Annotated in this window: 20 protein-coding genes and 1 pseudogene; 18 read left to right on the top strand and 3 right to left on the bottom strand. The window is 33.0% G+C overall.

Annotated elements, in window-relative coordinates:
* The first annotated feature begins 5 nt into the window (after positions 1-5).
* Complete coding sequence (locus A0765_RS10615) at positions 6-191, top strand: FanG protein (RefSeq protein WP_080566886.1); 186 nt, start codon at positions 6-8, stop codon at positions 189-191.
* 112 nt (positions 192-303) lie between these two features.
* On the opposite strand, the gene A0765_RS04065 is transcribed toward A0765_RS10615, so the two are convergent.
* Entirely contained in the window at positions 304-915 is a 612-nt protein-coding gene (locus A0765_RS04065) for a Fic/DOC family protein (RefSeq protein ID WP_000240415.1), read from the bottom strand.
* The gene (locus A0765_RS04070) at positions 908-1,096 is read right to left on the bottom strand and encodes a hypothetical protein (protein WP_000171300.1); all 189 of its coding nucleotides are present in this window, start codon (positions 1,094-1,096) and stop codon (positions 908-910) included. The genes A0765_RS04065 and A0765_RS04070 overlap by 8 nt, the downstream gene beginning before the upstream one ends.
* A 145-nt stretch (positions 1,097-1,241) precedes the next feature.
* Here A0765_RS04070 and A0765_RS04075 point away from each other — a divergent pair, with 145 nt between their 5' ends.
* The 3 genes and pseudogenes from A0765_RS04075 to A0765_RS04085 all read left to right on the top strand — a co-directional run.
* Entirely contained in the window at positions 1,242-1,742 is a 501-nt protein-coding gene (locus tag A0765_RS04075) for a hypothetical protein (protein WP_062004770.1), read from the top strand.
* Between the two features lie 154 nt (positions 1,743-1,896).
* On the top strand, positions 1,897-4,110 hold the full coding sequence (locus A0765_RS04080) for a glycoside hydrolase family 31 protein (protein ID WP_062004772.1): 2,214 nt from the start codon (positions 1,897-1,899) through the stop codon (positions 4,108-4,110).
* A gap of 511 nt (positions 4,111-4,621) precedes the next feature.
* Positions 4,622-4,971 (top strand): annotated as a pseudogene (locus A0765_RS04085) (restriction endonuclease); the annotation flags it as partial.
* 822 nt (positions 4,972-5,793) lie between these two features.
* On the opposite strand, the gene A0765_RS04090 reads toward A0765_RS04085, so the two are convergent.
* Entirely contained in the window at positions 5,794-6,765 is a 972-nt protein-coding gene (locus tag A0765_RS04090; RefSeq protein WP_062004776.1) for a response regulator transcription factor, read from the bottom strand.
* Between the two features lie 223 nt (positions 6,766-6,988).
* Here A0765_RS04090 and ptcA point away from each other — a divergent pair, with 223 nt between their 5' ends.
* The 14 genes from ptcA to A0765_RS04160 all read left to right on the top strand — a co-directional run bounded on the left by ptcA (position 6,989) and on the right by A0765_RS04160 (position 22,649).
* Entirely contained in the window at positions 6,989-8,002 is a 1,014-nt protein-coding gene (ptcA, locus tag A0765_RS04095) for a putrescine carbamoyltransferase (RefSeq protein WP_062004778.1), read from the top strand.
* A gap of 63 nt (positions 8,003-8,065) precedes the next feature.
* A complete protein-coding gene (locus A0765_RS04100; RefSeq protein WP_003011838.1) occupies positions 8,066-9,424 on the top strand; it encodes an APC family permease in 1,359 nt (452 codons plus the stop codon).
* A 39-nt stretch (positions 9,425-9,463) separates the two neighbouring features.
* Complete coding sequence (gene aguA, locus A0765_RS04105) at positions 9,464-10,576, top strand: agmatine deiminase (protein ID WP_062004780.1); 1,113 nt, start codon at positions 9,464-9,466, stop codon at positions 10,574-10,576.
* Positions 10,577-10,678: 102 nt separating this feature from the next.
* Positions 10,679-11,482 (top strand): glycoside hydrolase family 2 protein, encoded by an 804-nt coding sequence (locus A0765_RS04110; protein WP_062004782.1) that lies wholly within the window; start codon positions 10,679-10,681, stop codon positions 11,480-11,482.
* Positions 11,483-12,096: 614 nt separating this feature from the next.
* Positions 12,097-12,723: a hypothetical protein gene (locus A0765_RS10620; RefSeq protein ID WP_257000806.1), complete on the top strand. Its 627-nt coding sequence runs from the start codon at positions 12,097-12,099 to the stop codon at positions 12,721-12,723.
* Between the two features lie 359 nt (positions 12,724-13,082).
* Positions 13,083-14,006: a hypothetical protein gene (locus tag A0765_RS04120; RefSeq protein WP_062004784.1), complete on the top strand. Its 924-nt coding sequence runs from the start codon at positions 13,083-13,085 to the stop codon at positions 14,004-14,006.
* Between the two features lie 285 nt (positions 14,007-14,291).
* Positions 14,292-16,223 carry a DnaB-like helicase C-terminal domain-containing protein gene (locus A0765_RS04125; RefSeq protein ID WP_062004785.1) on the top strand — a complete coding sequence of 644 codons (1,932 nt, stop codon included), beginning with the start codon at positions 14,292-14,294 and terminating at the stop codon, positions 16,221-16,223.
* A gap of 93 nt (positions 16,224-16,316) precedes the next feature.
* Entirely contained in the window at positions 16,317-16,568 is a 252-nt protein-coding gene (locus A0765_RS04130; protein ID WP_062004787.1) for a DUF3173 family protein, read from the top strand.
* On the top strand, positions 16,561-17,772 hold the full coding sequence (locus A0765_RS04135) for a tyrosine-type recombinase/integrase (protein WP_062004788.1): 1,212 nt from the start codon (positions 16,561-16,563) through the stop codon (positions 17,770-17,772). Before A0765_RS04130 ends, A0765_RS04135 begins: the two co-directional genes overlap by 8 nt.
* 730 nt (positions 17,773-18,502) lie before the next feature.
* Complete coding sequence (locus tag A0765_RS04140) at positions 18,503-19,105, top strand: hypothetical protein (RefSeq protein ID WP_062004790.1); 603 nt, start codon at positions 18,503-18,505, stop codon at positions 19,103-19,105.
* A gap of 252 nt (positions 19,106-19,357) precedes the next feature.
* Complete coding sequence (locus tag A0765_RS04145) at positions 19,358-19,690, top strand: hypothetical protein (protein WP_062004792.1); 333 nt, start codon at positions 19,358-19,360, stop codon at positions 19,688-19,690.
* Between the two features lies 1 nt (position 19,691).
* Positions 19,692-20,225, top strand: coding sequence for a hypothetical protein (locus A0765_RS04150; protein ID WP_062004794.1), 534 nt, complete (start codon positions 19,692-19,694; stop codon positions 20,223-20,225).
* Positions 20,226-20,386: 161 nt separating this feature from the next.
* The gene (locus tag A0765_RS04155) at positions 20,387-20,956 is read left to right on the top strand and encodes a hypothetical protein (RefSeq protein ID WP_062004796.1); all 570 of its coding nucleotides are present in this window, start codon (positions 20,387-20,389) and stop codon (positions 20,954-20,956) included.
* A 430-nt stretch (positions 20,957-21,386) separates the two neighbouring features.
* Positions 21,387-22,649 carry a hypothetical protein gene (locus tag A0765_RS04160; protein ID WP_062004798.1) on the top strand — a complete coding sequence of 421 codons (1,263 nt, stop codon included), beginning with the start codon at positions 21,387-21,389 and terminating at the stop codon, positions 22,647-22,649.
* Positions 22,650-22,682: the final 33 nt, after the last annotated feature.

Consider the following 22,682-nt stretch of genomic DNA (forward strand, 5'->3'; position numbering starts at 1 on the left):
TTTGAATGTATTTTAACATTAAACTTTGTAGATGTCAACTTCAGCTCCATCAAAATATAGATAAGAAGGTAGTGTACCAAACATTAAAAAGCCCTGCCATCGAAATGATAGCAGGGCTTAACTTCAATATCCAGATGATATATTTATCTAAAAAAGGTAGAGAAAAAGGTAGAGTTTGGACTGAAATATAGTGAAATGTATTGAAATTGAAAAAAGAAAAAACGCTTGAAATCAGCGTTTTTCTTATGTATTGATTCGTATTGAATGCTTACTTCACTTCTATAAATTACCAAGTATTACAACCTATATTTCTTTTAATATTTTACCAAATAATTCTTCTAACTTCCCTAAGTCTCCATAGACAGTTCCGTCCATATAAAGGTTGTAAACTTCATCATCTTGTTCTACTCGTATTTGTGCAGAATACCCTTTTAATAGTGCTAAGGAACGAATAACTTCTCGTTGAGTTCGTCCATTTCCTTCTCGAAAGGGATGGAAATAATTAAGATTATCAAGAATTTTTGCTAAATGTTTAATGATTTCATCTTTTGAGTTGGCAGTTTGATGATAGGAATGAATGAGATGATTTATATAAGTTTCTGCAGCATTAAACGACTGTATCGACATAAAAGGATTACCACTTTTAGAGATATTCACCTTGCGATATTGTCCTGACCAGGCATAAACGTCTTGAAACAAATAGTTATGAATGGCTAAAATATTACTCATGGAATAGACTTCAATGGCTTTCAAGCGCAAGTCTGCAAGTCTTTTAGTAACGAATAAGTGTTCATTTCGGTAGGCTTCTTCAATATTTGTAACATTTTGTTTGTTGATTAAGACTGTGGAATTTGGATAGGTATATTGGTGATTAGGGTCAATGTACTTATAGCCTTCGTATTGATTTTTAACCAATATTCAATTCCTTTCGTCTATTGACAACATAAGTTTTTAAATCAATCACATCTTGAACAGTAGGTTCATAATTTTCAATCATTGATGATCCAATAGCATACCAGACGGTATCGAAATCTGAAAAATTATCAAAGGGAATCCCTAAAATTGTTAATTCTTCTTTATTTACATCAAGAGTCATGGCACACCTCCTTATATAACGTTACCTTATTATACCATAAAATCGGTATTTGTACCTAAAGGGATAGTGACTAAATCTATATTATGTTTAATGTAGATTTATGATAAAATAGTTTTATTATAAAAAGAAATAACAGAGGTATAGCATGGAGCCATATATTACAGAAGCTTTAGTAAAAGCAGGGATTGAGTTGGGAACTCTAACATTTAAGGGAACAACAACACTAGTGAATAGTAAAATTCAATCATTAAAGGAAGAACGTAGCGCCGATAAATTACGAAATACTTATGATGAGATTGTAAATGAGTTCCTTTCGGAACGAGAACAGGCAATCAGAATTGCTCAGGCATATAAAGAAGAATATGAAAAAGTACATATTGATGATAAAGATATTGAGTATTTGCACAACACTTTAGAACGGGTTATTTCTCTTCTATCTTCATTTACTAATGTTGAAGATGGGAAAGAAGATTCAATGAAACAATTGGTTGCTCTGCTTAATAAGGATACTTTAAAGACTATGCAACTATTAGGATTTAATTACAAGGAGGCAATAGGAGAACCTTTAACGGAGGTTTGCTCAAATGCTATAAGAAATACATTAGGAAGTCTATCATCTAAGAAAAACGTACGTAACAAAAAATAATTGAACCAATGGTGTGAACTTTTTGGTAAAATCTAGCTCAATTTGTGTATTTTTAGGGTAAAATTCACACCATTCAACTGAAATTGATGAATGTAACGATAACAAATAAAATGTTTGATAAGGTAAAGAGATTTAATAAGCGGAGGAAAACAAATTGAAAATTTTTAAGGGAGAGTTTTATCGAATCTCTGTATTAACAGACAAGTTAGTAAGGTTAGAATACTCTCAAACTGGAAGTTTTGAGGATAGAACTACACAACTTATCTATAATAGAGATTTTGGTCAAGTTTCGTTAGATTATATCGAGACATCAAACGTACTAGATATTATGACGGACTATTTTCATCTGCACTTTAATAAAGGAGAATTTAACGCCGAAAATTTATTTATAGAATTAAAAGGAAATTTTGCCGTATATGGTAGTCGCTGGTATTTTGGTGAATCTATTGAAACGTTAAAAGGAACAGCTCGGACTCTGGATGAGGCAGATGGAGCAATCTCGTTAGAAGATGGAATTATTAGCCGAAATGGTATTGCCTTACTGGATGATTCTCAAGGATTTATTTGGGATGAACAGTCTGGTTATATTGAGAGAGAAAATCAAATTGACCTGTATTTCTTTGCCTATGGGCATGATTATAGAGGAGCAATCAGAGACTTTTACCATTTGACTGGTTCAACACCCTTGTTGCCAAGATATGCTTTAGGCAATTGGTGGAGTAGATATTGGCCTTATACGTCGGATGAATACTTGGATTTAATAGACAGATTTGAAACAGAGAAAATTCCATTATCTATCGGTGTTTTAGATATGGATTGGCATATAACTGAAATTCCAGCCCGTTTTGGAAGTGGGTGGACAGGATATAGTTGGAATAGAAACTTAATACCAAATCCAGAACAGTTATTGCAACAACTTCATGATAGAAAGTTAAAACTCTCTTTAAATGTCCATCCTGCTGATGGTATACGGGCTTATGAAGAAGCTTATCCTCGGGTCGCAAAACGATTAGGGTTAAATGTAGAATTAGAGGAACCTGCTATTTTTGATTTTTTTAATCCATCTTTTAGAGAATCCTACTTTAAAGATGTTCATTATGAGCTAGAAAAGCAGGGAGTAGATTTTTGGTGGATTGACTGGCAACAAGGGACTCAAGGTATGTTGGATCCACTGTGGCTTTTAAACCATTATCACTATCAGGATAGTTGTAAAAATGCAGAAGGTGGTTTGATTTTATCAAGATATGCAGGTCCTGGCAGTCATCGCTACCCTGTTGGTTTTTCAGGAGATACTATTATTAGTTGGAATTCGTTAAGATTTCAACCTTATTTTACAGCGACAGCATCTAATATTGGTTATAGTTGGTGGAGTCATGATATTGGTGGGCACATGCTTGGAGATTATGACGAAGAATTACAAACTAGATGGCTACAGTTTGGTGTTTTTAGCCCGATTACTCGATTACATAGTTCTATAAGTCCCTTTAATAGTAAAGAACCTTGGTTTTTTTCAGAAACAACATCTAAGATTATGAAGAAATACCTTTGTTTGAGACATCAGATGCTTCCATATCTATATACCATGAATGTAAAGACACATGAGGAAGGTGCCCCATTAATCAGCCCAATGTATTATTTCTACCCAGAGAATGATGAGAGCTATAATGTTCCTAATCAATACTTTTTTGGAACAGAACTGATGGTGGCTCCCATTGTAGAAAAGATGGATTTGGTATTCCAATCTGCAAAAGTAGATGTATGGTTCCCTGAAGGTGAATGGTATGACTTCTTTTCAGAGAAAAAATATACAGGTGGTGTAAAGTTGAGTGTTTATAGAGATATTTCGACGATACCTGTGTTCGCAAAAAGTGGTGCAATCATTCCCTTGGTTGGTTCTGAGATAGATATGGGTGTTGATTTACCTGAAGTTGTAGATTGGTATGTATTCCCGGGCAAACAACATTCTTTTGAAATGATTGAAGATCAAAATGGTCAAAGATACAAAACAAGATTATCAATCGATTGGGAAATGGGAATGGTAGAGTTAGTATTACAAGGAGATTCTAGTATCGTTCCAAGTAATAGAAGGCATAGAATTCATTTTAAAGGAACGAATGTGTCTATAATTGAATTGCCAAATAAGAATGATACAGCTAAATTCGAATGGAAAGATAATAAAATTCCATCTCTAAATGATGAAGTTTTTAGACTACTAAAGACGGCTTCTCTGCCATATGAATTAAAAGATAGATTGTTAAATCAATTCATCAATGCGAAAAATTCTCCTGAGTTAATGAATATCTTGCATCGTCAGGACGAGGAATTGAGAGGGCGTTTGTTAGAAATGATATTTACTAGTGAAAACTAATTGAGACATTTCGTAAACAATTTCGATTCTTTAATGTGTAATAGTTTTACATCTCTATGCTTATTGGCTTGTATTGCACTAGCTACAAGCTTGGTATAGGGATTTTTTTGTTTATTGAAGAGGATAAGTACGTTTCAAAGTTTGAAAAACTACTTTAAACCAAACAAGAGTAAATTTATATATACAATGATCATTACTTTATTTTCTATCAATATGAAGAAAGATAGTAGAGGAACTTAGCAGTATGTATATCATTAGAATTATTGTGAGAGTTTTTGTAGTTTGAAAGTATTGAAAATCGTAAAGATATCATTACGAGAATACAAGAAGATATTGTTCTATTTCCATTTAAAATTACTTCTTTCCTTAACAATAAGGAAAAAGAATGCGTTTTCATCTTTTGGTTTGAGGTTTATAATAAGAGTATCAAAGTCAGGAGGAAAAAAGATGACTACTTTTAAAGATGGATTTTTATGGGGTGGTGCTGTTGCTGCTCATCAACTTGAAGGCGGATGTCCTTGAAAAAGAAAAACCAGGAATCTTTGATGATCCATCTAAGACATTCATTGATTTGTACATGACATGAAGTCAAGTCTCTATATTGCAGAGGTTGTTAAGCGACTATATAATAGCGAAGGCTTGAAAGATGTATTTCCGAATTCTGAAGAACGATTAAAACATATCCTAGAAAATCAAGTTTATGGATTTGCGCCTTCAGAGATTATCTATAACATCTCGACTAATTTTATTTTTAGAAATCTCTCTCAAGATATCAGTAGAAAGAACTTTGTTCTAGAAGATACTATTCCTGCTGCTAAAGAAGGTAGGATTCAGGAATTAGTAGATAATCATTTCGGGTAGAATGGTTAAAATATAATAAAAGTTTCCATTCCTATAAACAATATAGGAGAACAATAACAATTTAAATGGTGTGAACTTTTAGGTAAAATCTAGCTCAATTCGTGTATTTTTAGGGTAAAATTCACACCATTCAAATGAAAGTTATTCAAATTAGATAAAATCGTTCTTTCTGAAAACGTGGGAAAACATTGATTTTAAGTCCATCTTGAAACGAATTCAAATAGAAATGTTTCCAACCAGGTCTTAAGAAAGCTCGTAAAGCTTCACAATTCTCAAAACGTTAATTCGTTGCTGGGAAGCACAATACAAACGAAAATACTTTGCAACTTGCAAGGTGTTTTTTCTATGAGAACTGGCGGTGCGCAATTAGGATAGCTCTAGCGGCTTTAGTCGCATAGAGATATGCTATACACAGTTGCCCAAAGAAAACAAGCGAAGCGATGCTTGATTGGATTGCAACCACTATATAATGGAAATATCTAGAAATGTCTATTATAAGCAAATAAAAAAGTTTCAGGGAAATAGGTCTTTTTCGGAAAGTAATTATTGAATGTTGGTATCATGTTATTCTATGATATACTGAAATAGAACCTTGTCAAATCAGTCTTGAATAAGTTTGTAAAGTTAGCCAGTTATCTAAATGATAATATTCATTTATGTTAACTCAAATCATTAGCATTTCGTTATATACGAGATGATTTTTTATATTATCTAATGATTATCTAATATGTATTTTTTAATTGGAATAATCAAAAAGACATCTGAGAGTGATTAAATCAGATGTCTTTTATTCTGTCTTTTAAAGTAGTGGCTATGACACAATTATTGCTCAGGATGTTCGTTTTTAAAGGAATTATATACTTCGAAAAGTTGATTTCGTTTAGTGATCTCAAGTTTTAAAAAAATATTGTGTACATGTGTCTTCACGGTTCCAACTGAAAGAAACAATTGATCCGCAATTTCCTGATTGTTTTTGTGTTCAAGAAGTAAAGGAAGAATTTCTTTTTCACGTTCAGTTAAATGAAGTTTTTCAGAGAATAGATCTAGTGTACTGGGGTTGTCAATTTTTTGGGATTTATCAAATGAACTTAATTGTTCTTCTACATTCGAAATAGCTTTCCAATCAGAAAGAATATATTTGATTATTAAATAACAAACAGCAATAGTAAACATGTCTTCACACATATTTCTATTTTGAATTCGCAGATTCAACAAGTCATACGAATCTATATTAAAAATTACAAATAAATCTTCTAAGATAATTAGAATGCCAAATAGCACTCCGATATTTGAAATAGTTTTTAAGTAATTTTTATTTCGACTACTAATATTCAAAGATTTTAGATTTCGTCTCGCATATATACCAGTATAAATCAAAAGAAGCTGATTGGGTAAATAGTACATAAAAACTCTTAATGGAGAATTGTTTAGAATTGGGAAAGCCATCCATATGAAAGTAATAGAAATAAAGCAATAGTGCGTTAATAAAGGTGTTTCTTTCCTCAGTCTAGCAACTATCCAAAACTGACAAATATTATTAACAAGATATATGACAGTTTTAACAAATGGAACTCCCAGAAAGTGTTGGTTATATGTGTTTCCGAAATCTTTAATTATTTCTGTCATTGATAGGATCAGATTATCAAAAATAAAAAAAACAAGATATAAACCGACTACAAAAAATAAGTATTTTTTATCCTTTTCTGAGTTTAAAGAATAGGTCAATACAATACCAAGGGTCAAAGTATACAGTATAATTAAAAATACATTGTATATATAAACTATTTCAATCATATTTAGCCTCCATTTATTCTGTGAAACTAATTAAAACTCTAAACTTTATTTAAAAGCAATAAAATAGGGAGTTTATATTTAAAATAGCATTACATTTTTAAAAGCATAAATACTGGGTTTAGTACTTAAACTTTTAAAAAAGAGGGTTTACACCTTTAAGTTTATCGCAAACTATAAAATTTTGCAATATCATTAAAGCATAACAACACAGGAGGTCTCAATTATGAGCAATAAAATTGATTATATTACAACAGAAGAGTTCTCTAAAGAGCAACTTTTAGAAATAGCTGAGCTATCTCTTAAGATTAAAGCTTGTATTAAAAATGGGTATTACCCACCTTTGTTGAAAAATAAAACTCTAGGTATGATTTTTCAACAATCATCTACAAGAACACGGATTTCTTTTGAAACCGCTATGACTCAACTTGGAGGGCACGCACAATATTTGGCACCCGGTCAAATTCAACTAGGAGGACACGAAACACTAGAAGATACAGCAACCGTGGTTTCTCGCTTAACAGATATTATAATGGCACGTGTTGAGCGTCATAAGAGTGTAGTTGATTTAGCAAAATTTTCTCAAGTACCAGTAATTAATGGTATGAGTGATTATAATCATCCTACACAAGAATTGGGAGATCTGATTACGATTATTGAAAACTTGCCGAAAGGAAAAAAATTAGAAGATTGTAAAGTAGTATTTGTAGGGGATGCAACTCAAGTATGCTTTTCTTTAGGATTAATAACATTGAAAATGGGTATGGAATTTGTTCACTTCGGTCCGAAGGGATTCCAATTAAATGATATGCATAAGTCAAAATATGATGAAATTTGTAAACTATCAGGTGGTAAATATTTGGTAACTGATGATATAGATTCAATTACTGGTGCAGATTTCTTATACACTGATGTATGGTATGGCCTATATGAAGCGGAATTATCAGAAGAAGAACGTATGAAGATTTTCTATCCTAAATATCATGTTGATCCAGAGATGATGGCAAAAGCAGGAGAAAATTGTAAATTCATGCACTGTTTACCTGCTACACGTGGCGAAGAAGTGTCTGATGAAGTGATGGATGGCCCAAATTCAGTTTGTTTTGATGAGGCGGAAAATCGTTTAACTTCAATGCGAGGTATCTTAGTTTATCTACTTCGTGATTTTGAAAAACGACATCCATATGACCTAGAAAAACAATCTATAGCTAAAGCAGAACTGGAATCATTTTTAAAATAAAAAGGTTCAATTTGCTTTAAATTGACGATGTTATAACTCTCCTCTTAAAGGAAGGAGAAAAAAATGGAAGAAAAGAAAAAATTTAGTTTGTTTACTACAGTATTAACTGTAATATGTGTAGTATTTGTTGCAGAAGCTGCAGCTCCAGTTGCAGCGATTGGGAATTCTCAATTCTTTTGGTGGTTATTTTTATTAATTGCTTTTTTGTTACCATACGGATTGATTTCAGCTGAATTAGGTACTACTTATATAGGTGATGGTGGAATCTATGATTGGGTGACGAAGGCGTTTGGACATCGATGGGGCTCAAGGACCTCCTGGTATTATTGGATTAATTTTCCATTGTGGTTAGCATCACTAGCTGTTATGACTCCTGGGTTGTTGACAACGATAACTGGAGTTGAGTTTTCAACGTTCTGGACATTATTAATTGAACTTGTATTTATTTGGTTAATTATATGGATAAGCTTTTATCCTGCAAGTGATAGCGTATGGATCCTCAATGGTGCGGCAATTATAAAAATGATATTAGCTCTATTAGTGGGAGTCTTGGGATTATATATTGCCTTTACAAAAGGAATGGCTAATAAAATTACGTTGGATTCACTTTTACCATCATTTGATTTAAACAGTCTATCATTTATTTCTGTTATTATTTTTAATCTACTTGGCTTTGAGGTTATTTGTACGTGTGCAGATGATATGGAGAATCCTAAAAAACAAATACCACAATCTATAATTGTTGCAGGTTTAGTTATTGCGGCTATTTATATATTTTCTGCATTTGGAATTGGTGTAGCGATTCCTGTTGATAAAATTTCTACTAGTAGTGGTATGATGGACAGCTTTAAACTTTTGACCGGATCAGAAAATGGATGGTTTATAATTTTAATGGCATTTCTATTCTTACTAACTCTTTTTGGAAATATGATTTCATGGTCATTAGGAGTGAATAACACGGCATGTTATGCTGCAGAAAACGGAGATATGCCAAAGTTTTTTGCAAAACGTAGTAAAAAGAATAACATGCCAATTGGATCAGCTTTAGCAAATGGTTTTGTTGCGACATTTGTAGTAGTCATTGCACCAATATTACCAAATCAGGATTTGTTTTGGGCCTTCTTCTCATTAAACCTTGTTATGTTCCTGCTTTCTTATATACCAGTTTTTCCAGCATTTTATAAGTTAAGAAAAATAGATCCAGAAACTCCTCGACCTTTTAAAGTAGGAGGAAGTGATTTTATTTTAAAAATTATGGTTGTAATTCCAATTGTTATGATTTTGATTTCGCTTTTATTTACAGCGTTCCCATTATCTTTTGATGAAGTAACATTAGCTGATAAATTACCTGTAACTATCGGTTCATTAGTTTGTCTTATCTTAGGTGAAGTTATTATTCGTGTGAAAAAAATCAAAAAATGATAGTAACTAAATACCAATACAATAAAAGGAGGACTTGAGATGTCTAAACGTATTGTGGGGACAACCCCTAAACTAGATGGATTTCGAATGCCAGGAGAATTCGAAGAACAAGAACAAATTTGGATGTTATGGCCATGGCGAAATGATAATTGGCGTTTAGGAGCCAAACCTGCTCAAAAAGCATTTTTAGATGTTGCCAAAGCCATTAGTGAATTTGAATCAGTTTCACTTTGTGTACCACCTCTTCAATTTGAAAATGCTATAGCTCGTGTATCTGCTCTTAATTGTGAAAATATAAGAGTAATCGAGATGACAAATGATGATTCGTGGATTCGCGACTGTGGTCCTACATTTCTTATAAATGATAAAGGTGAACGTCGTGCAGTAGATTGGGAATTCAATGCATGGGGTGGTTTAGTAGATGGACTCTATTTCCCTTGGGATCAAGATGCGCTTGTTGCAAGAAAAGTTTGTGAATTAACAAATACTGATTCTTATAAAACAGATGATTTTGTTTTAGAAGGTGGATCAATTCACGTTGATGGTGAAGGTACAGTGATGGTTACTGAAATGTGTCTTCTTCATCCAAGTCGAAATCCACATTTGTCAAAAGAAGAAATTGAACAAAAATTAAAGGATTATTTGAATTGTGAAAAAGTAATTTGGGTGAAAGATGGTATTGACCCATATGAAACGAATGGTCATATTGATGATGTAGCATGTTTTGTAAAACCTGGAGAAGTTGCATGTATTTACACTGAAGATGAAAGCCATCCTTTCTACAAGGAAGCAAAAGCTGCGTTTGAATTCCTAAGTGAACAAACAGATGCAAAAGGCAGAAAATTAAAAGTACATAAAATGTGCGTTACTAAGAAGCCATGCTATCTAAAAGATGCAGATACGATTGATTTTTCAGAAGGGGCTATTCCAAGAGAGGAAGGAGAAGTTGCAATCGCATCATATTTGAATTTCTTAATAGTGAATGGAGGAATTATTCTCCCTCAATATGGTGATGAGAACGATGCATTAGCAGTTGAACAAGTGCAAGCGATGTTCCCTGATCGTAAAGTTGTTGGAGTTGAAACTACAGAGATTGCATATGGTGGTGGTAATATTCACTGTATTACACAGCAACAACCAGCAACGAAATAACATATGCAGAGTCTGGTAAAGCAGACTCTGTTTTTTCTAATATATCGCATTAAGTAGACGGAGGAATATGAAGATAAATTGCTTTACAAAGAGGTATTAGAGATGAAAAATATTAAAGTGGAATATAGCTGGTTGAAAAATTCTGCTATAACAGGAGTAAATCAATTACCTGAACATTCTGAGCATTATTATTTTGATAAATATGTAGGTATAAATCAACTAGACTATTTTCAAATAGATAAGATACACTTAAACAATAATTGGACTTACATGAAATCAGATTTCAATGAAAAAAATGGTGATGACGAATCTACATTGGTAACTTTGTTTAATCATTTTAAAGGTGAAGATAAATTAATTACTAAAAATATTATCTTGAAAATGCAAAGCTTAAATCTGCCCGTGTATATTTGGATGAATGGGTGCTTTGTTGGATTTTCAAAGGGACTTGAACAGACTATAGAGTTTGAAATTACAAATCTACTACGTTTGGAGGAAAATGAACTTATAATTAAGGTATGCTCTATTGAAGAAGAAAAACAAAACAATAATGTGATGCTAGATTCAACGTTAGATTCAATCTTAGACAAAATTCCGGAGAGTATTATTTATAGTACTCCTAAACTACATGTATATGATTTTAATGCTGTATTAGGAAATAGTCAAAATTTAAATAAATCGACATTAACCATTAATTGCTTATTAAATGGATATTCTAATAGCGCTATAATTAGTGTTTATATATATGATAAAGAAAAAAATATTATTTTTAAGGAGAATATAGATTATACTAATAAAATTGAAAAAAGATATGATTTAGATATGAATTATTTAGCGATCTCTTTTGTAGAATTGTTGATAATTGATGATGGAACAATAGTAGAAACAGCTATAACAAAAGTTTAATAATTTATTTTGTGTTTATATAAACAAGGGGTTAGAATTTAGTAATAGTTAAATAATCCAAAAATTATAGTAGTATTAAGTTTCTTGATAGTGTTAGAAACAAAATGAAAACTCTCTATCTTAATTAAATTCATAAAATTACTTTGAAGTCAAAAAAGAAAAATCTGTGTGATGTTGGAAGCAAGTGATCTCGAAACAACCTAAAATAAAACTTTGACAAAATAAGCCTTAAGGAAGTTTGTAAAGAATCAGATTTCTTAAAACGTTAATAAATAAGCTAATACTAACTTATATAGACATTCAAGATGACTTTCTTGAATGTCATTTTTATTTTAATATACTTTAGTTAAATCTAAAATTGTGTTATTTTATATTTGATGTAGATTAGTTATTATATGTCAGTTCTATTTTCGGGACCTAAATATCCCAAAAGTGATTACTTAATATGTAAAAGTGAGTTATAATTTATATATCGAACTGAAAGGGAATTGCGATGTGGAAAAAGCAAATTGAAAATCCAACAATTATTAAGAGACAAAAGCATGATAAAATGAAAAGTCTTTAGGAATATACTATTTCGTTAAAATTTTATATTTATAAGGGTTTGGAGAAAGATGAAATTTATAAATGGGATGAAGGATTTATCACAAGAGATAGTAGACAAAACGGTTGATGTGAGTCAAAAAAGTTTTAAGTGGGTTAAAGATAATCGTGTAGAAATTATAGAATATGCAGCTATTACTATCTTAAAAAGTGTTGTTGAAGTTTTAAATGAAGATAGGAATAGGAAAGAAATATATGAGAATGAGTATGATTATAATGAAAGTTTTGAATCTAATATAAATGAGTCAAGCTATATAAGTACTATAAATGATGAGCAGGTTGTGTTGAAGGAACCACAAATTAAAAATAATAAAAATTATCCTCAAAACAGAAAATCTCCAGACTGTCATTTTTGCCATAGTAAAAATGGTAAAATCTTCGTTCGAGGAGGAACGGATGAACAAAAGCAGCAATTTAGAGAGATGCATCGATTTGTAGGACAATATGTTTGTACTGAATGTGGAAACGACTTTGATGAAGATGATCTTGATTGGGAATTTAGCGATCCAGAAACTGGTTTCTATTATTGTAATTTCTGCAGTAATTCACTTGAGCAGGCTGGAATTGATGCAATGGATCCCGATGGTTTTGGATACGATGATTATGGAAATTGGGATTCTGACCGTTTAGGGTTATAACCTGTCTAAGGTTATTAGAAAAAATTAATAAAAATTTTTTTAATTTGGTCAAAAAAATTTTTTATCCTATATGGAAGATCTTATAATGTGTATTAAAATCCTTAAAATATCGCTATTTCCGCTATTTTAAAGGGCACTTTGTAAAGTGTCCTTTTTAAATTTTAGTAGAAAATGGAGCAATTTTTGGTAGAAAAAGCGACTTTTTTTGATTTTTCTTTTTTTTACTTTTATCAAAAAATGGCAGACTATAAGTATGAAAAGAAAATTTATTGAGTGTAAGAGAGTTGTAGCTATCAAGCTACAACTCTTTTTTTTTGCTCTCAAAAATCTTTTCAAATAAATAAAAAAGAGGTTATATAATGCCTGTAGATAAAAATGAGAAAATCGAGAAGATTTTAAATGCACCAACTTTGAATTTGCTAACTTCTGTTAATTTGAAAACAGTTGACAAAGTAAGGGATCCGATCACTAATCAAACTTCGATTCATTTAGAGACTGGTACGATTCATATTGAAAACTTTGACGCTAACAAAGATTATTTCAAGCTCCGAGTATTGAAGATGTTGGATTTATTGATTCTTCTTGTCGGGAAGAAGAACCAATATAGACTAAGTGAAGAAGAGGCTGTTAATTGCTTGGTTGAATTTTCAATTAAACAGTATGCAGAACTTATGGGGAAATCTAAACCAGCAAGTATCTCAACGAAAAAGAATGTACGTCGTATCATTGAAGAGGCATTAAGCTTGCTAAACGATCTTTCTATTAGTACTGCAGAAAAGAGAAAATCGGAAATCAAAGAATTCAAAGATATGAAACTGATTGAGGAATTCAACTGTAAAAATGGAATTTATACAGTTCAATTGACTGAAAAATTCGTTAGATATTTAATTACTTCTTATGTTACTAATTTCCCCATCAGACTTTTTAAAATTGATGAACGTAGTAAAAATGTTTATTCTATCGCAAAAAAACTAATCTATCATCAAAGTATCCATAATAATAGAAAGAAAAAGATTCATGAAGTCATATCTGTTGAAGTTCTATTGAATGTATGTCCTAAAATTCCTTCAATAGAAGAAGTTCGATTGAAAAAAGGCGGTTGGCATTCAAGAATTGAGGATAGCCTTGATAATTCACTTACTAAACTAGTCGATGATAAAATCCTGATAAGTTGGGAATACTGTGATTCTAATAACAATCCTTTATCGGATAAACAGTTAGAAATGAAATCATTTTTTGAATTTCAAAAATTTAGGATTCGTTTTAAAGTTTTAGGGATTTAAATTTACTGATTTATCGATTTACTTCGATTAAATCAGTATTTATGGGGTGTGTTGAATTAGAATTTGGAGTATGTTGAATTAGAATTTGGGGTATGTTGATTTTGTAAAAAAATTTTTCACCCTTGGTATAACTGATATTTTAGCATCTCTGATTTTCAATACTAATAATATTAATAAGCATCATATGCCTTCAATTTTCGTATTGAAGGCAATGCTATAATTTTTCCTGTAAAGAAAAAATCCGGATTTTATTTTTTTACAGGAAATGAAAAAAGGAGTACAAATATGTTTGAAGAAGAAAAATCCTATTTGAAAGCCTACATTGACCAAATCTCTGAACAAAGTCGTAAAGGTGGTAAGGGAGCATATATTTGCCCTCTCTGCCACAGTGGTGAAGGTCGAAATAGAACTGGAGCTTTTCATATTTACGCTGAAACTCAATGGAAGTGTTTCTCTTGTGATAGAGGTGGAGATATCTTTGATCTTATCGGCTATATAGAAGGACTTGATAAATTTAAGGATCAATTGAAGCGTGTCAGAGAGTTGTTTAATCTATCAACTGAATGTGATGGATTCAAGAACCAGAGAAGTGAATATTTAAATTACAATGCTGTTTTTCCTTTAAAGGGAGAAGAGAAAAAAGATAATTATTTAAGCTTTTATAATGAGGCTACAAAGCATCTCTGTGAAACTGACTATTTTCTTAAACGAGGGTTGAGTTTTTCAACAGTCCAACGGTTTAAAGTTGGTTATGTAAAAAAATGGAAGCATCCCCATGTGACTAATCCAAATGTCCCTGAAACTCCCAGGTTAATTATTCCTTTAAGCGAGAGTTGTTATTTTGCTCGTGATACAAGAGAAATTGTACCAGAATATCAATTAAACTATATGAAACAGAAAGTGGGAGAAAGCGATCTTTTTAATAAAAGTGAACTCTTCAAAAAATCTACGGATCCAATTTTTATTGTAGAAGGCGAAATAGATGCCATGAGCATCGTTGAAGTTGGTGGAAAGGCAGTAGGACTCGGGAGCATTGGAAATATAAATAAACTAATTAATCTTGTTTCTGATCTAAAAATTGATCGTACATTCATTCTCTCATTGGACCAAGACGAAAAGGGGAGAGAGGCTGAACTAAAATTAGCAGAGCAATTTATAAGTAAGAAAATTAAATTTATTACTTATAAATTAACTATTGATGATGTAAAAGATCCTAACGAAATGTTAGTGAAGAATAAAGGAGTATTTAACAAAATGGTAGAAAATGCAATCAATCAAACAAAAAGTGAAAAAGAGCGGTATCTTGAATATTCAACAGCTAATCATCTTCCGAAGTTTTTTAATGATATTACGAATGGTTCAAATACTTCATGTATTAAAACAAATTTTGAAGGTTTAGATTATCTGTTAGAAGGTGGTCTTTACGAAGGCTTGTATTGTGTTGGTGCAATTTCCTCCCTTGGAAAGACAACATTTGTAACTCAGATTGCTGATCAAATTGCAGCACAGGGAACAGATGTTTTGATTTTTAGTCTTGAAATGTCTAGGTGGGAAATAATTAGTAAAAGTATTAGTCGTCACACTGTTATCGAATCTATTGCCTCTAATAGTGATATCAGAAATGCAAAAACAGCACGAGGAATTACTGAGGGGAGTAGATATTCAGGTTACAGCACCCCAGAGATTGATTTGATTAAAAAAGCTAGAGAAAATTACTCTCAATACTGCAAAAATATTTACATTGTCGAAGGTACAGGACCTATTGGTGTGGAACTAATTCGGAGAAATGTTAAAAATCATCTCAAATATACTGGAAAAGTACCTGTCGTTATTATTGATTACTTACAGATTCTATACTCGGTGAATGAACGATTAACTGAAAAACAAAACACAGATAGATCGGTAATAGAATTGAAAAGGATCAGCCGAGACTTTAAAACACCAGTAATTGCTATTTCTTCTTTTAATAGAGAAAACTACAAATCTATTGTAAATATGCAGTCGTTCAAGGAGAGCGGAGCAATCGAATATTCTAGCGATGTTTTGATTGGACTTCAACTTAAGGGTACTGGTCGAGATAGCTTTGACGTTAATGAAGCGAAATCAAGAAATCCTAGAGAAATTGAGTTAGTAGTTTTAAAAAATCGTAATGGAAGAACCGGTGTTAAGATGGAATTCGACTATTATGCAATGTACAATTATTTTAAGGAAAAATAGTTTAAGGCTTTTGGTTAATGATCTAATTTGTTGAACTATTCTAAGCCTTATCAAAAGATGGAAATCTCTGTAATTAAGAATTAGAAGGAAAAGATGATGCAAACAATAAATCATACAGAATTAATGAAATTGGGTTTCCCTGAACATACGGCACGGGATATTATAAGACAAGCAAAGTTAATTGCTGTTCGTCAATTTGAAGAATCTAGAGTTTTATCAAATAATGTGGTAGAATTAAGTAAATCACCATTTGATAATTCTCGTCTTAATTTAGCTCCTACGTATATTGTAGAAGAATTACTCGGCTTTAAGTTGCTTTCTGAAAGAAAGGAACAAAATGAGTAAAAAATATAAATGCGTAAGTCGAAATAAGAAAGGAAAAATTTACTATGAGGTTGAATTCGGTGTAGATCCGTCTACGGGTGACCGAAAGAGGTTTAGGGTTAAATCTTATAAAGATCAATTTGGAATTGATTTTAAAACAGAAAAGCAAGCCTTTGACGAAGTCTGTAGGATAAGAACTGAATACAATGCTAAATTAGCTAGTGCCAGTGCAAATAGACCACAATTAGATATTCCATTTTCAAAATTTATGGAAGATGTCTATTTGCCATATTATAAGAAAACTGTTCAGTCCGTAACCTATCAAACAGCTTATCCTCAATATAAGACTTTTATTGAAGTTTTTGCTGACAAGAAATTGTCTGAAATCAATGTTCGGGAATGCGAAGATTTTAGATTATCTTTAATGGAAGACTACTCTCCAAACTACGCAAAAGGACTTTGGGGTAAACTGAAGAAGTGCTTAAATTATGCAGAACGCTTGGAATACATCGATAATAATCCTTGTCGAAAGTTAGACAATCCTAAAGGAGAAAAACCGAAAACTGAATTTTGGACTGTAGAGGAACTTGATAAGGTATTAAAAACTTTTGATCAGACAGTTTATGAAGAGAGGCAGTTTTATACGGCTATCTGGCTTTATTTTATGACGGGGATGCGAGTCTCTGAGGGTCTTAGTTTAAAGTGGTCAGACATAGATCTTAAAAATAAGGTTATTCATATTCAGTCTACCCTCGAATATCAAGGGAATGGGAAATACGTTCGAAAAGAGCAGACAAAAACAAGGGCAGGAATGCGTTTCTTAGAAATAGATGAAGAAACTGTTAAAGTGTTGCAAAATTGGAGAACTGTACAAGTGTATAATAGAGAAGATAATTTTGTATTAGCACGGTTTAACACTCCCATGAACAAATCTACCTTAAGTAGAATGTTAAAAAGGCATGCACTAGTGGCTAAGGTTCCGGTTATTACTGGGAAAGGTCTACGTCATAGTCATGATTCATTTATGATAAACGTTCTAAAAAAAGATGTTTTGTATGTCTCGGCTCGTTCAGGAAGAACGGACAAAGCTACAACACTAAACACCTATTCTCATTTCTATGATAGACAGATTGTTACTGGCGGTGCTGAAATAACAGAGGTGTTAGGAGAGCTCGGACTAACTGCAAGTCCCGCCACAATCCCGCCAAGTAAAGAAACCAAGTAAAAAATAGCTGTGTGAGAACAACTAAAGCAACGACGCTTCAGTTACTCTTAAATAATCGTTTATCGATTGCTTAGGACCGAAAGCCTAGTATTAAAGCCTTTTCGTTGAGTTAAGGCGATTAAAAAATAGGAAGTTTCATTTGAAACACCCCTACAGACCCCCCCACAAATTGCTGTGGGGGGGGTTTGTGTAAACTACTAAAGATTTATTGTCTTATCAATAAATGATATAATTAAGTAATTGAAAAAATAGAAAGTGTGCATTCTCTTTGCTACTATTTTGAAAAGTGGAAACTAGAAATGGGGAGAAGTTGACTAAGAAGTCTTACACTGTAAAAGAACAAAAGAAATGAGCAAAAGAGTTTGTTGCTTGTTGGAAAGATAAAGACCTGACAAAAGCTATTAAACAGTCAGATGGTACTTTCCTAATACCATTCTAGCTCTTTAGCCTACATTTACGTTGAGTTAGCAATGTCAGTAGAACTCCGTACATCTCACCAAGCAAATGATAAGGCAATTTATAGGAAGCTTATGGAATGACCAAAGAAGTTGATGGTAAAAAGACTTGGTTTACCAAAAGTGAAACTATGGCTAAGTTCTTTTAGATGTATGAAGAGATGTTGAGATAATTAACCTCCCATCACATATGTTACAGTAGAGGAATTTTTTCTGAAAAAGTGTGACTTATTCAAGACGATGTCCTGATATTATATTATCAGGAGGATCTTTATATGAAAAAATACAGAAATTTATATTCGTCAAAAAATAAATTACCTTCTTCGTATCTCAAAATGACAGGGATAATTTTTGAGTTTGATAATAGAAGGTATGTGGTAGAAAATATTGTTAGCAAATCAGAGCTTCAATACTTATCTGACCTACATAAAATTAGAAGAGTATTACTTTATATAAGTGATTTTGAACCATCTAATTGTTTGCACTATGAACAAGATAAAAGTATGTCTAGGAAAAAGAGAAAATTGAAAGATGAGAATATATATAAAACATTATCAGATTTTGATAAAGACTCAATAGGTTTCCCTAGGAAGAAAAATGGGAAAACGTATTCTGGTAGCTTTATAGAGAAGTTGATGACTTTGGATAAGGTTAATACTGAATTTGTCTATGATACAGTCACGAATCAAAATTTCTTAAAGATTTTAATTGATTCTATCAAATCTAAGTTAGGTTATGATAACAAGAAATTACAAGATCATCTTATTAATTCAATAATTAATTTAGCATACTATAATTCTGGTCAAAAGATTCCTAAGAAGAAATTTAAAGAAAAATTTTATCGAGAAGCACTACAGGAAGCTAAATTATTAAATTAAGGCAGAAAAATCTGCCTTTTTTAATTTTATTTTTTAAGTGAGAGTTATTGGATAAATTGCTATGAGAAAATAAAATCAGAAATATAGATTGTACCATTTTTAATTTTATTTTTTAAGTGAGAGTTATTGGATAAGTCGCTATGAGAAAATAAAATTAGAAATACAAATTGGGTATTTCTAATAGGCCGTCCTATAATGGGCTGGGATAACAAAAAGGCGGATACTATCCCTAGAAAATATAGGTAAAGTCTAATGGCTAAGGCATCGTTCGTAAGAACTATTGAGGAAGTAACAGGTTTCCCATCTGAAACGAAGACTCTAACGAGTTCAAAGACAGGTAAGGAATACCAAGCTGAAGTGATTGAGCGACTAGTAGCTCTTTCTACTGGGGTTGTGGAGGTGGTTAATGGAGGATGGAAATACTCAGTTGTATTGAAGCCTAAAAACCTTGAGCTTGAAATCAAAGTTCCTGAACTTCTTGAAGTTGAGATGGGAGATGTTGTTGCTTTCTATGGAGTAACAGGAGGTCCTATTGGCCACAATGGTTCATGGTTCAAAGCGGAAAAGCTTGAATTGGAGGTGTAATATGATTGAGATTTTCAGAACTCTAATTATTGCAATCCTCTTATTTCCTCTAGTGCTGTGTCTCCGAGAAATCGGAGACTTGCTTAGTGCCTATATAACGGCTTGGCGTAAAATTTGGAATTATATTATTCCTAAAGCTAAGGAAGAGTGGAATGTACGAAATCAGCGTATCAACTATGTTAAAGCTAGTTCAAAAATCAGATATCACTTAATGACTTTGTTAGATACTGAGGGTATTATCAGAGATTTTAAGTTTGATTTGAATAATAGTTGGGTATCCTTTAAGCGAAAGCCGACTTTAGTTGAATTTGAGGATCTAAAAGGTCAATTGCTTGACTTGAATCAAGTTCGGTTATTGAGTACAGGATTCCAAATTGTAGGAGTATCTGAACCAATTTTGAATGAAGATGGTTTCTATTATTCTATGGTTCAACTTGCTTCGATCGAGCAGGTTCAAAATGCAAGGTATGATACGGAACGCTATGAGCAGTCAAAAACCTCAGAAGTTGACTCAGTTGAAAGTGAGTTGAACTAATGAGAAAATTCCCATTATTTCATAATAGAAAGACGGGATACCCTATTTGGCTAAATCTAAAAGGGCATTTGCTCTTATCAGGATCTACTGGTTCGGGGAAGTCCGTTGCTATGTTGCATATTGCACATTGTATTGCTAAGCTGTCTCCTTTAGGGGATAAAATGACCGTACTAGATTATAAAGGCTCAAAGGACTGGAAAGAGTTACGAGATGTTGCCGGTTACTATTCAGTTGAAGGTGCCAAAGAGGGCTTTGAACAGGCTTATTGGCTTTTTCGTAAGCAGTTAGAAGGTATCGAGCCTATCGGTGATGACATCCACTGGTTGATTATCGAAGAAATGGCTTCGCTTGCTGAAGCTTATACTGGAAAAACTGAAAAGGTTAAGTTCTTCCAACGATTCGGAGAGATGTTGCGACTATCTCGAAATATTGGTGATGGAGAAGGTGGATGGCGTATTATCGTGACTATGCAACAGCCTGATAGTTCTCTACTAGGAGGAACTCAGAACCGTTCAAATTTTGGATTACGAATCTGTGTAGGTGGAATCAGCACTGAGGGTAAGCGCATGATTTTTGACCGCCAAGATGATGATTTAACGGAAGTTAAAAGCTCTCCAGTAGGCAAAGGGTATGCTCAGGAGTATGGTGGTCATATCATGCCAATCATTTTTCCGTATGAGAAACGCCGTGAGTTGGTCTTTTTGAGAATAAAGGATATGCTGAAACGCTAGATAAGGTAGAACGTCCTGGGGTGGTAAAATAGCCGAATCCGATACAGTAAGCATCTTGTTTGTTTTGTCAGTGTATCGGGTGAACTCCAATAACCACCCCATGGATAATTGAGTCAAGGAGCCCGTAGGGCAAGGGATAAAAGTTTTCTGTCAGCGACCAAAGGTTAGCGCTTAAACAGGAAAGTTTTATCCCTGTTCCTTTACTCGGTTAGAGTGAAGTCTATTGTGGTGTAGTGGCGCTTCATCTGTCAGTTTGAGGGGTGGGGTTGCAAGGGGCGAAGCCCCTGCCCTGCGGAGCAAGAACAAAAGTCAACAGTATAGTATTACCTGTTGACTTTAATGACAGTGACAAGGCGGTCTTGAAAGCCTGTAATTAAGGTGTTTGACCTCTTGATTCTGTCACTAATGAAAATGACTTGAGGTATTAGTAATGACAACTAAAGAAATAAGTAGCACTTTCAGAGCAAGTAGTTTCTGTTGTGTGCTGAACAATGTAGATAAGCTTTTTGATAAGTCGTCATACTATTTTGATGATAGGTTCAAAGATAAGACGAAAAAGCGGATTAGTGCTTTTAGAAATAATCTTAATCAAGACACGTATACTCCTGAGGAGATTGTGGATTATCTTATGGAGTTGTGGATTGGGCGAAATGAAAATTCCGTCTGTGCAGTCAATTATGAAATTGGAGACAAAGGCACTCACCATTGTCATATGGTTTTGGAAGATAAGCAAAGTTTTCGATTTTCAACTTTGCAAACTTTATTTCCAACTATCCATGCTGAAATCACACGAGGAACTAAAGAGGAAGTCCTTGCATACTTTGAGAAAAAAGGTAAACATGAAGAAAAAGCTCATACTATTGTAGTTCCGATGAAGTTATATGGAGAGTTAAGAGCCAATCGTCAAGGACAACGTTCTGACCTCGATTATATCCAGCAGCAGTTAGAAGAAGGTGCAACACCTGAGGAAATTATGCTTGACCATTTAGAGTATCGTGCCTATTCCAAAATGATAAGGGAACATTATTATCAACTCCGTCTCAGAGATACACCAGACCACAAAGAATTGAAGGTATATTGGCATACTGGAGATTCAGGTTCAGGTAAAAGTTACACCCAAGTCAGACTTAAGCAAGAATTTGGAAGAGAGTCCGTTTATGTTTGGAGTGATTACCAAAATGGTGGTCTTGATGGCTATCAGGGTGAGGGTATTCTCTTTATGGAAGAGTATAAAGGTGAGATGAATTATGCAGAGTTTTTGAAAGTTACCGATAGATACCCTCATCAGATGCACGCGCGATATAGCAATGTTTTTGCCTTGTGGGAAGAAATCCATATCACTAGTATATTCTCACCGAAACAAGTGTACAATATCATGGTACCTGAGGAAAAAAGAACTGCTGATTCAGTTGACCAAATGATGAGGCGTATCAATAAGGTTATTTATCATTTTAAGGTCACTAATGAAGAAGCGAAAATCTTATACAAGCAACTGATATTCTCGGTAGCTGACTATAATAGCCACTCCAAAGAACAAATTGAACGCTTCGCTTATCAGTTTGATCGCTCTAATCCTGATGTGTTGCTTTATGATTTTGAGAAAGATGCATTCCACTCAACTATGAACCCAATAGGAAATAAAGGAAAAAACTCATTGAAATCCTCGCTAAAGTCTTCCAATGAGTCCAAATAGTTGTAGCAAGGGGTAACTTGCGTACCTCTATTA

The sequence above is a fragment of the Streptococcus cristatus genome (genome assembly GCF_001588905.1).
Taxonomy (GTDB): Bacteria; Bacillota; Bacilli; order Lactobacillales; family Streptococcaceae; genus Streptococcus; species Streptococcus cristatus_N.

Excerpts from the sequence above, each read along its gene's own strand:
- A0765_RS04140 (WP_062004790.1), top strand. The coding sequence starts at position 18,503 with ATGAAAAAATACAGAAATTTATATTCGTCAAAAAATAAATTACCTTCT.
- A0765_RS04075 (WP_062004770.1), top strand. The coding sequence starts at position 1,242 with ATGGAGCCATATATTACAGAAGCTTTAGTAAAAGCAGGGATTGAGTTG.
- ptcA (WP_062004778.1), top strand. The coding sequence starts at position 6,989 with ATGAGCAATAAAATTGATTATATTACAACAGAAGAGTTCTCTAAAGAG.
- A0765_RS04110 (WP_062004782.1), top strand. The coding sequence starts at position 10,679 with ATGAAAAATATTAAAGTGGAATATAGCTGGTTGAAAAATTCTGCTATA.
- A0765_RS04150 (WP_062004794.1), top strand. The coding sequence starts at position 19,692 with ATGATTGAGATTTTCAGAACTCTAATTATTGCAATCCTCTTATTTCCT.
- A0765_RS10615 (WP_080566886.1), top strand. The coding sequence starts at position 6 with ATGTATTTTAACATTAAACTTTGTAGATGTCAACTTCAGCTCCATCAA.
- A0765_RS04130 (WP_062004787.1), top strand. The coding sequence starts at position 16,317 with ATGATGCAAACAATAAATCATACAGAATTAATGAAATTGGGTTTCCCT.
- A0765_RS04070 (WP_000171300.1), bottom strand. The coding sequence starts at position 1,096 with ATGACTCTTGATGTAAATAAAGAAGAATTAACAATTTTAGGGATTCCC.
- A0765_RS04090 (WP_062004776.1), bottom strand. The coding sequence starts at position 6,765 with ATGATTGAAATAGTTTATATATACAATGTATTTTTAATTATACTGTAT.
- A0765_RS04155 (WP_062004796.1), top strand. The coding sequence starts at position 20,387 with ATGACCGTACTAGATTATAAAGGCTCAAAGGACTGGAAAGAGTTACGA.
- A0765_RS04125 (WP_062004785.1), top strand. The coding sequence starts at position 14,292 with ATGTTTGAAGAAGAAAAATCCTATTTGAAAGCCTACATTGACCAAATC.
- A0765_RS04145 (WP_062004792.1), top strand. The coding sequence starts at position 19,358 with ATGGCTAAGGCATCGTTCGTAAGAACTATTGAGGAAGTAACAGGTTTC.
- A0765_RS04100 (WP_003011838.1), top strand. The coding sequence starts at position 8,066 with ATGGAAGAAAAGAAAAAATTTAGTTTGTTTACTACAGTATTAACTGTA.
- A0765_RS04160 (WP_062004798.1), top strand. The coding sequence starts at position 21,387 with ATGACAACTAAAGAAATAAGTAGCACTTTCAGAGCAAGTAGTTTCTGT.
- aguA (WP_062004780.1), top strand. The coding sequence starts at position 9,464 with ATGTCTAAACGTATTGTGGGGACAACCCCTAAACTAGATGGATTTCGA.
- A0765_RS04135 (WP_062004788.1), top strand. The coding sequence starts at position 16,561 with ATGAGTAAAAAATATAAATGCGTAAGTCGAAATAAGAAAGGAAAAATT.
- A0765_RS04120 (WP_062004784.1), top strand. The coding sequence starts at position 13,083 with ATGCCTGTAGATAAAAATGAGAAAATCGAGAAGATTTTAAATGCACCA.
- A0765_RS10620 (WP_257000806.1), top strand. The coding sequence starts at position 12,097 with ATGAAATTTATAAATGGGATGAAGGATTTATCACAAGAGATAGTAGAC.